Origin of the sequence: Leptolyngbya sp. FACHB-541 (assembly GCF_014695875.1) — a bacterium.
In the GTDB taxonomy this organism is placed as follows: domain Bacteria; phylum Cyanobacteriota; class Cyanobacteriia; order Elainellales; family Elainellaceae; genus JAAUTN01.
This window is the reverse complement of sequence record NZ_JACJPC010000143.1, coordinates 1-13,478: the sequence shown is the minus strand read 5'-3', so window position 1 is coordinate 13,478 and position 13,478 is coordinate 1. Positions and strand designations below refer to the sequence as shown.

7 protein-coding genes are annotated in these 13,478 nt (G+C 47.2%); 2 read left to right on the top strand and 5 right to left on the bottom strand.

Annotated features, from left to right (window positions below; all coding sequences use genetic code 11):
- Positions 1-16: 16 nt before the first annotated feature.
- The 5 genes from H6G00_RS31765 to H6G00_RS31745 all read right to left on the bottom strand — a co-directional run bounded on the left by H6G00_RS31765 (position 17) and on the right by H6G00_RS31745 (position 10,869).
- On the bottom strand, positions 17-2,317 hold the full coding sequence (locus H6G00_RS31765) for a hypothetical protein (protein ID WP_190799790.1): 2,301 nt from the start codon (positions 2,315-2,317) through the stop codon (positions 17-19).
- 350 nt (positions 2,318-2,667) lie between these two features.
- Positions 2,668-4,872 (bottom strand): hypothetical protein, encoded by a 2,205-nt coding sequence (locus H6G00_RS31760; RefSeq protein ID WP_190799789.1) that lies wholly within the window; start codon positions 4,870-4,872, stop codon positions 2,668-2,670.
- Positions 4,873-4,967: 95 nt separating this feature from the next.
- Positions 4,968-6,407, bottom strand: coding sequence for a hypothetical protein (locus H6G00_RS31755; protein ID WP_190799788.1), 1,440 nt, complete (start codon positions 6,405-6,407; stop codon positions 4,968-4,970).
- A 33-nt stretch (positions 6,408-6,440) separates the two neighbouring features.
- The gene (locus tag H6G00_RS31750) at positions 6,441-8,255 is read right to left on the bottom strand and encodes a hypothetical protein (protein ID WP_190799787.1); all 1,815 of its coding nucleotides are present in this window, start codon (positions 8,253-8,255) and stop codon (positions 6,441-6,443) included.
- Between the two features lies 1 nt (position 8,256).
- On the bottom strand, positions 8,257-10,869 hold the full coding sequence (locus tag H6G00_RS31745; protein ID WP_190799786.1) for a hypothetical protein: 2,613 nt from the start codon (positions 10,867-10,869) through the stop codon (positions 8,257-8,259).
- Between the two features lie 550 nt (positions 10,870-11,419).
- On the opposite strand from H6G00_RS31745, the gene H6G00_RS31740 reads away from it, so the two are divergent.
- A complete protein-coding gene (locus H6G00_RS31740) occupies positions 11,420-13,165 on the top strand; it encodes a hypothetical protein (protein WP_190799785.1) in 1,746 nt (581 codons plus the stop codon).
- Positions 13,166-13,225: 60 nt separating this feature from the next.
- Positions 13,226-13,478: hypothetical protein (locus H6G00_RS31735; protein ID WP_190799784.1), on the top strand; the 253-nt coding region annotated here is incomplete at its 3' end.

Below are 13,478 nucleotides of genomic sequence, written 5' to 3'. Positions count from 1 at the left end.
GTAATAAATTAATGAGTTAGCTCACCCGCAAAACCAATTGGTCGCGTTCGATCTCGCCTAAATCCGTTTCCCTGGACATGCCATTGGTGTAGATCGTTCGGACAGTACAGGAGTAGGCTTGCTTTTGGGCATCAGCGTAATCGTACTCAAACAGGTTTCTGTCATTCGGCGAGGTAAAGATGAAGGTGTCCGCAAATCGTAAGTCTGCATCGGGGTCTTCGTACCTGAGCTTGACCTCTAACCGAGCAATATTGCGATCGCCAAATTCCACGGGTTCGGGTTGCACTGTCACAATTCGATGACCCATCATATCTGCCCGCACAAAGATCTTGTCGCCCATCGTTTCTGAAGGGGGCACTTCGATCAGGCGATTGTCGGTTAGCAGTAGCCGCACTACATAGCTGACTCGTCGCTGTTCGGGATTAATCAGATCCACCACGAAGTGTTTTGGTTTATTCGCATCTTTGTCAAAAAACAGTGACTCATCAACCCAAATATCGTTATCCAAATCTCGGTAGGAAAGATCGACAAAGATCATTGAAACCAGGCTCCAGGTCACTGCTGGCACCACGGTCACCGTTCGTCTGCGGGGGGTCGGATTGGGAATCGTCAAACGCTCTTGAGTGGTAGTTTCCCAAGCCGTCTCGCGATCGCCAGAATTCACCGAGCGATAGATCAGTTTGTACTTAAACGCATCATTTTTGCGGTCTAAGCGAAACCGTTTCCAAGTCACTTCTGGTCGGTCAGGTTTGAGGATAAAACTCTCTTCTAGGTCAATTTGTTTGTCTGGATCAGCATATTTCACCAGCACCTCAACCGAAGAATAAGTGTTCCAGGGAAACCGGTCGGTCACCCCAATTTGAATATCATCCAGGAAGTATAACCCTTCACCTCGTGGATTAATCTCAAACCGATCGCCCGTTGTGACTAATTCAGGGGACTGCAATACCCCCGGTCGCTCAGCAGTGTCTACATCTTTGAAATTCACCCGATAGCTGTAGCGCACCTCTCGCTTCATTAAGCGATTCTCTAAAATGCTGTTCCATCGGATGGTTGCGGTGGAGTTTGCGGCATCTAACACTAGGGTTTTCGGCTCATTACCATACCAGAGAGTAAGGTTCACCGAGTCTACTGAATCATTGCTGAAGTTTAGGAGCGATCGCGCCGACACTTCTCGCCGCTTAAACCAGGGATCATCCAGAGTAATTTCTCGCACAAAACGGCTCAGACCCACTGTTCCTTGACTATCGCGCAGCAACCGAAACATTCCCCGTAAATGTGCCTGAGGATGAATGCTCCGACGCACTGTAGTTCGCTCACTCATCGCCAGGTTCATTCGCTTCTGGTCAATCCGAGTGATGTCTACCTTCTTGTAATGGAACATCGCCGCTCCTGCTGGAGCAAGCTGGCTAAGACGTTCAATGGTGTCTAGAAATTCGTTGTCATTCTCCTTAATTGGGTCAAGGCTCGGTTCGAAGAAGTTTTCTAGAATCATGTCTTTGAAATCAGCGATCGCCTCATCCCGTCGCCCCAGCACATCACCTGAATCCTCACCTTCAGGAATAAAGGTATCAACATTGATTTCGATCACTCGGTCTTCAATTAACTTGTCAACCACCGTGTCAATTTGCAGCGATGAGAACAGCACTTCTGCCCCAAAGGACTCCTTAAAGTGTGTTTGTACTCGATTCCAGTCCGCTACAATACTGACGTTGTAAGCCGGACGAAGCGCCAGAAAATCAAGAGAATAAACAATTCCCACGGGCATCATTTCTCCTTTCAGCGCCTCTTCAATCATCATTGCCCCTGCACTGTCAAGCTGCACCGAAAAGATGGCTTGATGGTCGTTATATAACGCAGGTTTACTGTAATGTTCCAGCTTTAGGACAAACTGGGGTTGTCCAGGAAGCGGTTGAGGGGCACTACTTCCAGTTGATGGCGTTCCAGGCTGTCCATTGGTAGAATCAGGAGACTGTTTTCCTAAAATCATCAACCGTACCTGCCCATCTTCCACCATCACAGGGGACATTCGAGGAGTATCCCGCAGCCCATGCAACTGCTGCAGTTTGCGCTGCACTTCCTCCAACTTTTCCTGATTAATTCCCAGATTAACTTCAAAGTTAAGGAATGCCCCAGAACCTGCCTCTCCACGATATTTGAATAATGAGAGTTGAGGAATTTCTTGCCCCACCACCGAATCAAACTCGGTCGTTAAGTGAGGCATAGCAGGCAAATAGTGAAATTGTGTCGGGTCTGCATGATCGGGATAAACCGTCACGCCCTCAATAATGTAATAAGGAGGATTGAGATATAGCATCGTAGCCTCATTGTGCAAATAAGTCTGTGTGGAGTGGACAACAGGTGTCCAGAGTAAATCTACGAGGGCATTGCTGCTCGAATGACGAATCGTGTAGGGGCGTTTCGCGAAACGCCCCTACCAGAGGGCTGTGCGCTTTAGAGTTATATCTGAGTTCAGCAGTGCCTCTACAGGAATGGATACTAGGTGCGGCTAAAACACTTAGGGTTGTGGATTGAATAACCTGCAATTTTTGCGTAGGATGCGTTAGCGTAGCGTAATGCATCGCTTAAGAAGGTTGATGCGTTATGGCTAACGCATCCTACAAAATCTGATGTTATTTGATTCCCACTCCTTGGTGCCTTAAACAACTACATCTCAGGGATTTCCAGGATAATGGTGTTGTCTGTTGTTGCAGGCGGACTCACTGCCTTTTGTGTACCATTAGTCAGGTAATACACAACCTTGTAGGTAAATTGGTTCTTGGTTTTATCCTTCAACTCCACCTTCCAGGTCTGCATATCCCTTCTCTGAGGACTCAGAACGAAGTCCTTCGTTTCGTTGATCTCGTTGTCAGCATCCTGATATTGAAGTGACACTTTAACTAGCCGCAGTTTCGTCCAATCTAATAAGTCAGGAACGATCGCCACCTCTAGCACATCTTGAGGAGCCTTGGGCACCAAAATGGTATCTGTCGCTGCGGTTGTTTCCGCGATGGGTTGAACTGTGCCATCCTTGAAAACGACTGTACCGCTGTAAACAACCTTTCCTAAAGTAGGACTGATAACTGGAAAAGACCAGTCAACGAAAGGAGTATCCTTACTCAGAACGATCGCTTTTGCTTGAGTGTAGTTATCGTTCTGCTCGTCCACATATTTGAGGTCAAGATAGACCTGGCTGATTCGATTCACAAAATCGCCCACACCCCGGATGCCAACAGTCTTCCGTCCACCAAAGGGATCTTGAATAAATAGGTTCTCAGCCCGTCCCTGCTTTTCATCTCCCTCCAGCTCCTTACCATCTTTCATAAAGTATTTGACGAAATACTTGTAGCTCTTCCGCATTGGCTTGAAGATGACTTCTTGAACCAGATGGTTTGGCAGTGTTTTCGTCAAAGTGAACTGATCTTCAAAGGGTTCAACCCCTTCATCTGGATCTTCATACTTCAACGTCACCAGAACTGAGTCCACATCATTCCAATTAATGTCGCCTGCGGAGACATTGACAGACAAAATTCCGATATCATCTACCCCAATCGTCAGGTTGCCTTCATTTGTTTCAACTTCTTCTGACTCAAAAATGCGGCTTTCACCTTTGTAGTTGACCTGGTAGCTGTACTTGTACTTCCAGTTATCGTTCTCAACATAGGTGGCAAAGTGCCCAATCTCATCAGGTTTGCGCAACACAACCTCACCCTCTGGAGCATCAGGAGCCAGGTTGGGCATGGGTCTGCCATCGTAGAGCAGCTTTACCTCAACGCTGTGAATGGGTAGCTTGTTGAAGTCCGCGTTGACGTAGGTATTCACCCGCAGTTGACGGAAGAATGGATCATCCAGATTAATGGTCTTTGCATAGTCCTCCCACCGAAGAAGATTGCCATCCTTATCTTTCAGGTTGGTGATGTTCTGTAATTGTCCCTGAGGAGCTAGATTCCACTCAACAGTTGTATGCTCTTTGTAAAACAGATTAAAGCTGGAGATTTGAAAGTTGCTGAGATCACGGGTGACATTTTCAATTCCTTCAGGCATGTCGCGCTGGTCTTCGGGAACAGGGGCGATCGCCTGAATCATGTTCCGTTCCACTGCATCTTCTAGTGAACGGAAAGCCCAGTCGCGCAGTTGGGTCTTGATCTTCTCATCCGTCAGTCCACCCCAGTCCGGTTCAATTCCCATTGATTCGGAGGAGATCATCGTCTCCCGCACGGTTTCGCGGTAGTCATCTTCGCTCCACAGGTGCCAGTCCACATCAATCGTCTGGTAGAAGCTATAGAACTTTGATGCATTAAACCAGGCATTAATGGTTACGGGAGGTAGTTTTGCCCAGAAGTGCAAGTCATAGACCACAGACACAGCGCCGCCCTGTCCCTGCATTGCCTGTTCAAAGAAGGTTGCCCCCTCCGGCGTAAACTCCAGCATAAAAGTGGTGATGTTGTTGCCATAGAGAGATGATTTGCCGGGGTTATGAAGCTCCTCCACAAAGGTCCCATCCGCCCCGATGACAAATAGTTTTACCTCACCTTTGGTGTAAGTAATTGTGCCAATTTTGACTGGAGGAGCCTGCACATTCTGACGGTTTGCTTCCTGCTGAACCTGTGCCGTCAACACCTCCATAATTCTGGGCATCTTATCTTCAGGCACCACAAATTCTGCGTCAAACAGGACTGCACCACCGCCCTTACGACCATCAGCCCGATCGATTGGAAAACGATATTTAAGGAAGCGGAAAGCAGGCGTTCCATCTGGATTCAACCGATAGCGAGGCTGCTGTGGCACCAAGTAATAGATTGAGAAGTCACTATCATCACCGTAAACGGTTACGCCTTCAATTTGTTGAACTTTATCAATTAACAGTGTCATTGAATTCTCTCCTGAAGTGTAAAAATTGTCGTTGTTGTTGGAATATCAGGCTGAAAACAGCTCTTCGTCGAAACTTTTGCTCGCACCCAGTTACATCATTCAGCTTGTTCTTCGACTGTGAGAACAATGTGTGGAGATGTCGTCTCTGTCATCTCGTGTTTAACCAGATCACCGTTTTCTAACGTGACCTGCCACTCGTATTGCAAAAATCCTTGTAAGTCATCACCCCGACTGATTACAAACCAGTTCACCTTCCAGGAGCGATCGCGCAAATAAATTGTTGTCTCATCTTCCACTCCATTCCCATCAGGATGATAATGCAGTCGGATGCGGGCTTTCTTTGCTCCAGCCGCTTCCAGTGCAGTGGCATCAACTGTTACCTGAGTTAAACCCAAATCCGCAGGGGAAAGAGATAATTTCCCAGATGCAGGAATTGATATGTTCTTTGAAAATGTTCCCCCAAAGGTGTAGCTTGTCTCAACTTCCAGTGGCTCTTCTCGAAGATTAGACAGGGTAGTGGAAAAGTCGGGTGGAATCAGGGTTGTCTTTGCTGTTCCCTGCTGTACCGTAATGAGGGCTAGGGGTGCCTCAGTAGGGAAAAAGTTGAGTTGGACGGGAAGAGAGGGAGACGGGGGAGGGAGGGAGGAAGAAGGAAGGGAGGAGGTTCCGCCAGGTGCAGGTTGAATGTGATTGAAGCTGCTGCCGTTGGGAAACCAGTTTGCTACTTCGGTTTTTAGAGAAAGGTCGATCTGTTGAGGTTCGGTTTTTGAAACCGTTACCCTGAAGTGAGTGATATCAGGAATCCGTTCCTCACCTTGTAGAAATCGTAGAAGGAGATCTGCGCTCTGAGTCAAAACATGAGTACTGACTTGTTCAATCAGTTGGGGTGAAGCATCCTCAGAGGCGATTACTGTAAGCTGTAACTCGCCTTCATCAATACTCCGTTTCAGAACTTCTTGAACTTCATTTTGATTGAGAGTTTCACGCCTATCTTTAAGCTGAGCAATAACGTTAGCAGCGTTACCTGTTATATTGGCTGAGGCTTCTGTTACTCCATTGAGAGAAGCAAGATATTCAACCTGTAAGCAGTTCTTCCGTCCATTTAAAGCTGCTGCCGCCTGAGTCTGTTGTTCTGCATTGAGGTGTGCATTAAACAAAGCGGTGTAGGGGGGGAATCCAGAGGATCTGCTGGTGGCGATCGCCTCCCATCTCTCTCCTTTATTGCTCAGCAACGAAACTTGCTGAACTGTCACTGGAGCAAAGGCAAACCGTAACACTGCAGGGTTATCTAAGTTCTCACGTTGTGCAATTTCTTGGCGCAGGGCATCTAATGTCTCAGAAGGGGCTTCCCAACTCATACTCAACTGGAGATAACCACTGGTGCCCATGCTGATCAAATTGATCATGGGTGTGCCATCGGTACTGCGTTGGGGCTGGGGCTGAAGCGGTAAGTAATAGTAGGACAGGGGTTGGTCAGGATTTGGATAACAATATACCCGTTGGAATTCAAAACCATTGGGAATTTCAATGTTCATAACCGTAGACTTGCGAGTGAATGTGGGGGGCATTTAACTTGTTTCGACGGCTGATGAGGCGATCGCCTGAATCACAAGTGGCTCAAAAGGAGACTGGATCGTTGACCATTCTGAGACAGTTTGAGAAAGCGGTGAGTAGATGCGGTAGCGATAACCCGATTGAAAGGGCGATCGCGCTAGATAGTTCCAGGTCTTGCTAGGCTGCTGAGGAGTAAAGGAAAGAACACTTATTTCTTCGGATGTTTCGGGGCGGTCTTCAGGCAGGAGAGCGATCGCAAATAGCGGCAAACTGTCATTGAAGATACAGTTAATCTTCACCTGGTGAGGACCATATTCCCGAAAAGAATATAGCCCTAACTTCAAGTTTTTTGCAGGAAAAGTTCCGAAATTAATGATTTGATTCGTTTGTAATGAGTGAGCCGAGATGTCAATCGTGGCATCCTGAGTTCCCTTGGAAAAAGCCAGTGCAACAGAAGGTTGTTGCTGACTTAACTCAAAGGTTCGTTGCAACGGGATATCTGCCTCCTGCCAGTGACAAATACCCTTCAGAGTCGCCAATTTTAGCAGCGGTGTATCCACTTCAAAAGTAAAGAATGCCAGCGGAAAATCACTCGGATTGAGGTAAAGTAAATTTCCCTGACAGGATTTTTCTGTACCCTCCAGTTTACGGATACCCTGTGAGTCACTCAGCAATGCATAGGGTGTTGCCGTATATTTTGGAGGTTCAATAGGAGAAAGCCGGAAGAGGGCAGATGCAGTATCCTCTGGTGGTTTGAACTCAATCGTTTGCAAGATCGCCTGTGGACGGAAGGGGCGAAAGGGAGCCGCTCGTAACGTCACCCCAACGGCTTCCACCCCCGGACGATTGCTGGGCAGGTTTGCCAGCAATGAGATAGGCAACATGCCACTCGACAATGCAGGCACAACAGTACTTCGCACCAGCGCATCCAAACCAAACTGCTGAACTGCTGCTCTGGCTGCTTCTAACGGATTTAGTTGGAGTACGACTGGACGCGCTGTCTGCAAAGGTTGAGCCAGATTCCACTCACTGATGCCGTCTCCTACTTGCTCCGGTTTTGGGAGTTGCAAATAAGCATTTCCAAGCTGCTCTGGAGCGGGGACAAACTCACCAAAATGAGTTCTTATCCAGTCCGTCATGGTTTCTGCAAAGGTGACTTTATCCTGCACCTCCTCAACTATCTCTAGAGGTAACAGATGCACTTCCTGACGAAAAAAATTCTCCAGATCCACTCTTGCAATTCGCCGCTCACTATCCCCTAGTGAGTTGAGTACCCGGAGCAACCGCGCTGGGTTAAACCGTACCCGTAATGGCAACCGGGGTGCAACTCCCACCATTTCCATCTCTGCCCAGGCCGTCCACAGAAATGTTTCCTGCTGCAACGCATTCTTCAATAGCATTGCACTGTCAGAAGACAACCGCAGACTAAAGCGTACATTTCCTAATCCATTCCAGACCAGTGGCATAGGAGATTGGATATCGGCAGGAAAATCAACGCCGTCTCCAATCGGTAACAGCCGCAGATAGCCCGTTGAAAAGACGGCAGGTTCTACCCTGCTTTCTGGGTAGCGATCGCGCAACGTTGTCAATGCAGCCTCCATCTCATACTGAGGTTGCAGTCGGAGGTTCAGCAATGCGTAAGGAGTGAGAGCAGGAGTCTCACCGCGCACCAGTTCCAGCAGAAAGTCAGCATATCCATCAGTCCGCAAAGCCACTTCCAGACTTCTGGGCAACACCGCAAAGCTGCCTGCATTTTCATAGGGGTAATAGATGCAGTTGTCACTTGTGGTGAGAGGTTGGAAAAAGTCTGGAAGTCCTTGCAGTGACATCTCAACGAACCTCAGCAGGCAGGGTAGGCAGATCAGAATTGGTTAGGGAGAAGGGGTTTTCATTCTCCGTTTGCCAATAATCTGGTGGGTCTTGAATTTTACGACCATCTTTTAACAGCACAATGCGTTGAAACTCGTAAGTTCCTAAGTCCTCCTCTTTCAGGAAAAGGCTCTTGATCGGGGAGAGTAATGTTGTGGTTGCGGTGAGTTTGTCAACACCGGGAGCAAAGTCGTCATAACTCAGCTTCAGAGTACTTCCGCGCTTGAAGACGAGGCTAATATCAGTGATGCGATCGCCAAACACAACTCGCCGCACATCTACCGTCAGCTTTTTCTTGAAAGTAGACGGACAATCAGGACGTAGAATCACGTTGAAGAGTGCATCGCGATCGGGAATCACTTTTACACCATTCAAGTTGAATAAAACATTACTAAGATTGATATCTGCACCAGGGTTTTGAGGAGTTACGGTGAATGAGATAGTTTCTCCCGGTTTTAACTCCGCTGGCAATGCTCGGCTAAAGCCACTCATCACTCCTTCAACCTGGGAATAACCCTCCTGAAAAACACAGGACAAAGATTCAATTCGTAGTGGGCTTTCAATTGAGTTTCTAAGGGTAAAGGCTACCGTTTTATTGGCTGAATCTACGATTTTTGTGTAATCAAAAACCTCGCCGACCAGATCATCAACTTTAGGAATGAAGTTAATCCGTTCGGGCGCGTGCCCCTGAATATCGACCTGCACAAAGCCCTCAAAAATTTGTGTTGTGTGGCTAAACATCGCCTCATAGAGAGCCTGCGCCTCCTCAAAGGAAAGGCTGAGCGAATCGCTAAAGCCCGATCGCAATTCAACAGAAACGTGAGTAAATTCCTGAAGCTGGGGGGTTGCATTTGCTTTAGGAAGTTTCAGAAACAAACGCGGCTTTTCTACTAGCAAAGGTTGAAATTCTAGCTGTCCTGAGATTCTAAACTTTTCCCTTAGAATGGGAGCTGCTGCAAGCAGTCGCGCTCGTTCTACATGAGGGAATGCCCAGTAATCAAAGGTTGCTCTCAATGTGGCAGGGTCATCATTCACAGCCGCAAACCGCATCGACATCATTGGATGGTAAGGTGATTTTGGCTGCCGCATTAACTTGAAGCAATCAGGCAAAAAGTAAACAATTTCGCGGCGTACTGGGTCTTGATAGTAGCTTTGAGGTGTCCCATCCCAGGGAACTGTCCACCGTTGCAGGGTAAACGTTTGATTAGGACTTCCGGTGATGCCTTGGTAAATGTAGGGATAAATCGCTTGGGGAAAGACGAAAGGACGCGGTTCTACTCCACTCTCCAACACACGAGTAACTTCTCGAAACAGGGCTTCTCCAGCAGGAGGGGTGTCAGGAGGTGCGGGGGCGATCGCCGCAGGATTAACAGAATTTGATGCGTAAGTGATATTGTTGCGTCGGTCAACCAGTGTGATGTAAACCGAAGCAGGAGGCTGTTGCCCACGCGGTCTGGCAAACCACAGATCCTTCAAATTGCTGGGGCTTCCAAGGGCACAGAAGCCATACAAGGTTGCACCTCCCTCAGCATGAATGTTGACCCAGGTGCGCGAAGCATTGCGGTTGAGCCCACAGGGCGGCAGATCGGGAGATGCTGCAAATAGGTCAGCGGGGAAAGCGGCGTAGTTGTCTACACTCAGGCAATAGCGCGTCCACGGTTGTCCACCGGCTTCATAGTTCTCAATCCTTACCACGCGCAACTGAGGCATTGGGATCGTAAAACTGGCACCCGTGTTCGCAGCACTGCTGTTTGGGACTGTACCTGTTGAGTTGTTGACATATACCGGAATCCCAACTTTGACAGCCCGCCGCACCGTCAACACTGCACCATATTCGGGTAAAGTTAGAACCTGAAATAATAGACCGAGTTCCGTTGACGTGGTAATTGGCAAATCTACCCGCACCATTCCTGAATCCAGTACAGGGGCAGAAAAAGCGAGTTCTTTTTGACCTCCGTTAGCATCTCCCGGAGTTAAGCGATGTTGCAAGACCACACTCAATTCATGGGCGAGTTCTTGATAATCTCGCGCTGCAATTTGCAGTGAAGGAGCAGGAAATTTTTCCAGGTAGACTGCTAGATTCCAGCCTGTTTGAGTTTGCGTCAGCACCATCTGTACCTGGCGGTTACGCTCTGCGATCCGGTAGCGAGGCAGATAATATTTCTGTGCCGAATTTGTCGGAGACTCAAACACCGTTTCGTCACTCACGTCTGCGGTGAGACTGAGGGGAACAGTGATTTGGTTGCGGGGAGTACCCTCGGTCGGGGTGCGAATGTCAGCGATCGCCCTCCCTAAATCTGGATTAATCCACCGAATCTGTTCGGGACGCATGTACAGAGAAGAGCCAATGCTGGCGATCGCTTCGGGTTGTCTCGCAACCACTGCATCTGCCAGGATTGAGCGGTCAATTTGGGCAACTTGAGTCTCAGACACCACGGAGGCAGGGGCAGGTTGTGCCAGTTGAACCGCTGCAATTTGACTGAGGACTACAGTATTTGAAGCAACATCTGAGGCGACTGTGTTTTGGATAGACACATTAGAAACTGGCATTCTTCTAAACGCATTGTTGACCATGAGTTCTCCATATCGGGCAAAATCTAAATCGACAATCTCTCCTCACTCCGCGCACTAGCGAGGCGTTTGAGATCATGCGAATGTAAATCCGTCTAACAGATACAAAAGATAAAATTTAATTCCGCTAATACTACAAATTAAGTTAGACTTTTAGGATGAATTGAGTCACCATCTAAGATTCTCAATCTGGGGACAGCAGTGAGTTTTCTTGGCAGTAAGGTAGAGCACTTTCAGGGCAGCGATGTGAGTTGAACATGTGGCGTTTGTTCTGTCTTATCCCATTCTCGTGAGTTAAGCAGGCGATCGCAGTACCCCTGGGGGTACTTTTGGGTGTTGTGTTACAAAAAAAGTTGAATGATGTTGTCATTCAACTGCTTTCAAACTTCGTATAGGTCTTGCAACACAGCAAAAATTCTTGCCACAGAACTTAGATTATTTTGATTGGTAAATATTCTTGCGCATAAAAATCACCTGTAAGGGTACTGTCGGGGTGCAGTTATGTCGCTTACGATTAAACAAGTTTTGCCTAACCCTTCATTTGACCCATTTTATGTCCCGCGAAGATAAGCCGCAGCGTGTTGGTATCTTAGTAGTTCATGGTATTGGTGAACAGTGTCAGTTTGAGCATCTTGAGGAAGTAGTCAGAAATATTGCCTCTGCTTTGCAAGCAGATAGCAAACAGGCAGATTCCAACATAGACAGTGTTCAAGTTAACATTAACATTAGCAAAGATGCACCTTACCGAGCCAATCAACAGACCTGGCGGGGTGAGGGAGCTGCGACGGCAATTATTGAAGTTGTAGACAAAAATGACCAGCAAACAAATCTAGAATTCAGGGAAGTTTGGTGGTCTGACTTAGATGAGCCAAACAGTTTCAAAACATTCAGGAGTTTTTGGGCTTGGGGTCTCTCTCTATGGACAAAACCTAGATATGACCAAAGAACTGATACTGAGTTCCCGGACAAGGAGGTACCTCTGCATCCTGATAGGCGATTGCCTGGGCGCAGCTTTAATCAAGCAAAGGATCTTTTACCTGGAGAAGGTGAACCGATTCAACTCGTCCATCGTGTCTATTTGCTCCTTGTGTCCTTTGTGGTGTTCTTACTTCTACCGTTCCTTTGGGTTTTAGGAAGAGTTTCACGGAGTATTTTAGGACTGGAAATCAGACCTGATCTCCTAGTTGAGTACCTAGGTGACGTCAAGTTATACCAACAGGATGCAAGGGAAGGGAAAGGACCATTGGTCGATTTGGGGAAAGCCCCTCCTCGTTTTTCCATACGTCGGCGCTTTATCAAAGCTTTGGTCGAAATGAGTTTGGAGAAATACGAGCGTTGGTACATTTTGTCTCATAGCTTAGGTACTGTGGTTGCTTTCAATGGAGTGATGGAGATCGAAACAGCATTGCCTAGATACTTAGACCAAAAGTTGTGGAAAAGATGGTGCCGCAAGCATCAGGGTCGGGTAAAAAGGCAACTCACAGAGGATGAAAAGAAAGTTCAGAAATATGTGCTTCCTCAACGCCCAAGCTGGCTTTCTCGTGATAATGATGATGTAATTAGTCGGAAAGAACTATTCCGCAACTTGAAAGGATTCATGACGTATGGCTCCCCTCTCAGCAAATTTGCTGTGCTCTGGCCATTAGTTGTTCCTCTCAACAAAGATGAATCAGTATTTAAAGAAGATTTTGAATGGATTAATGTGTTTGATCCCACTGATCCCGTTTCAGATTTCACTCGTTTCTTTGATAGCCAACAAGGTAAAGAGTCGCCCTTAACTCCCAAAGAAGTCCCATACAAGGCAGAGCAAATTCATCTCCTAAGCCACGGGCAGTATTTGACTTACAATCCGAAACGAAAGAACCCGTTAGTTTGTCAAGTTTCTGAATGGTTATTGAGCGGCGAAAAGTTTAAAAAACCACAAATTGAAAAAGATGGCTTTTCTTTCCATTTGGGCTGGCCTAATCCAAAAAGCGCTCATAGTGATAAAGACTCCCCTATTGTTTCTTTTTATTTTGGATTAGGTATTTTTGTCTGGTTCCTGTTGGGAGTCATTATTTCGTTCGCTTTAAGCTGGTTTATCCCCTCGCTCCTCACTCAAGTTCCTCAGCTTTTAGCACAGATAGGTCTGAAATCTACCATTATTGATGAAGTGTTGTTACAGCTCAGTCATTTTCTGTCTAACCCTCTCTACTGTGTTGGAATAGCTTTTTGTACCATCATTAGTGTTGGACTAGTAGTCAGAGTGTTTGGGCTGAATAAAAATCGCGGCATTTCAGTTGAATCAAAGAAGCCGTAGCAACATCATTTAGCCCCCAATTCTTACGGCGTTGGGAGTTAGAACGTTGTGGAACTTTTAATGTGCGAATGGACTCCTGTAGGGGCACGGCAATGCCGTGCCCCTACGAAAATCATTCATCAAAGTGTGATATGGCTTCAAAAGGCTGTATTTGAAAGTACTCGCAAGCGCGTGTTTAGTGAAGTAATTGAGTATTTACTGTTGCTGTTGGCGAACGTACTACAGGTGTCTCATGGCGGTGCCAGTGCTGCAAAACGTGACACCCGAAGTTTAGGTAATGGTTCTCCCTTAAGCCAAGACACAATCCGAGCAA

What these genes read in the sequence shown, in the direction of transcription:
- H6G00_RS31745 (WP_190799786.1), bottom strand. Translation starts at nt 10,869, where the DNA reads ATGGTCAACAATGCGTTTAGAAGAATGCCAGTTTCTAATGTGTCTATC.
- H6G00_RS31765 (WP_190799790.1), bottom strand. Translation starts at nt 2,317, where the DNA reads ATGCTATATCTCAATCCTCCTTATTACATTATTGAGGGCGTGACGGTT.
- H6G00_RS31760 (WP_190799789.1), bottom strand. Translation starts at nt 4,872, where the DNA reads ATGACACTGTTAATTGATAAAGTTCAACAAATTGAAGGCGTAACCGTT.
- H6G00_RS31750 (WP_190799787.1), bottom strand. Translation starts at nt 8,255, where the DNA reads ATGTCACTGCAAGGACTTCCAGACTTTTTCCAACCTCTCACCACAAGT.
- H6G00_RS31755 (WP_190799788.1), bottom strand. Translation starts at nt 6,407, where the DNA reads ATGAACATTGAAATTCCCAATGGTTTTGAATTCCAACGGGTATATTGT.
- H6G00_RS31740 (WP_190799785.1), top strand. Translation starts at nt 11,420, where the DNA reads ATGTCCCGCGAAGATAAGCCGCAGCGTGTTGGTATCTTAGTAGTTCAT.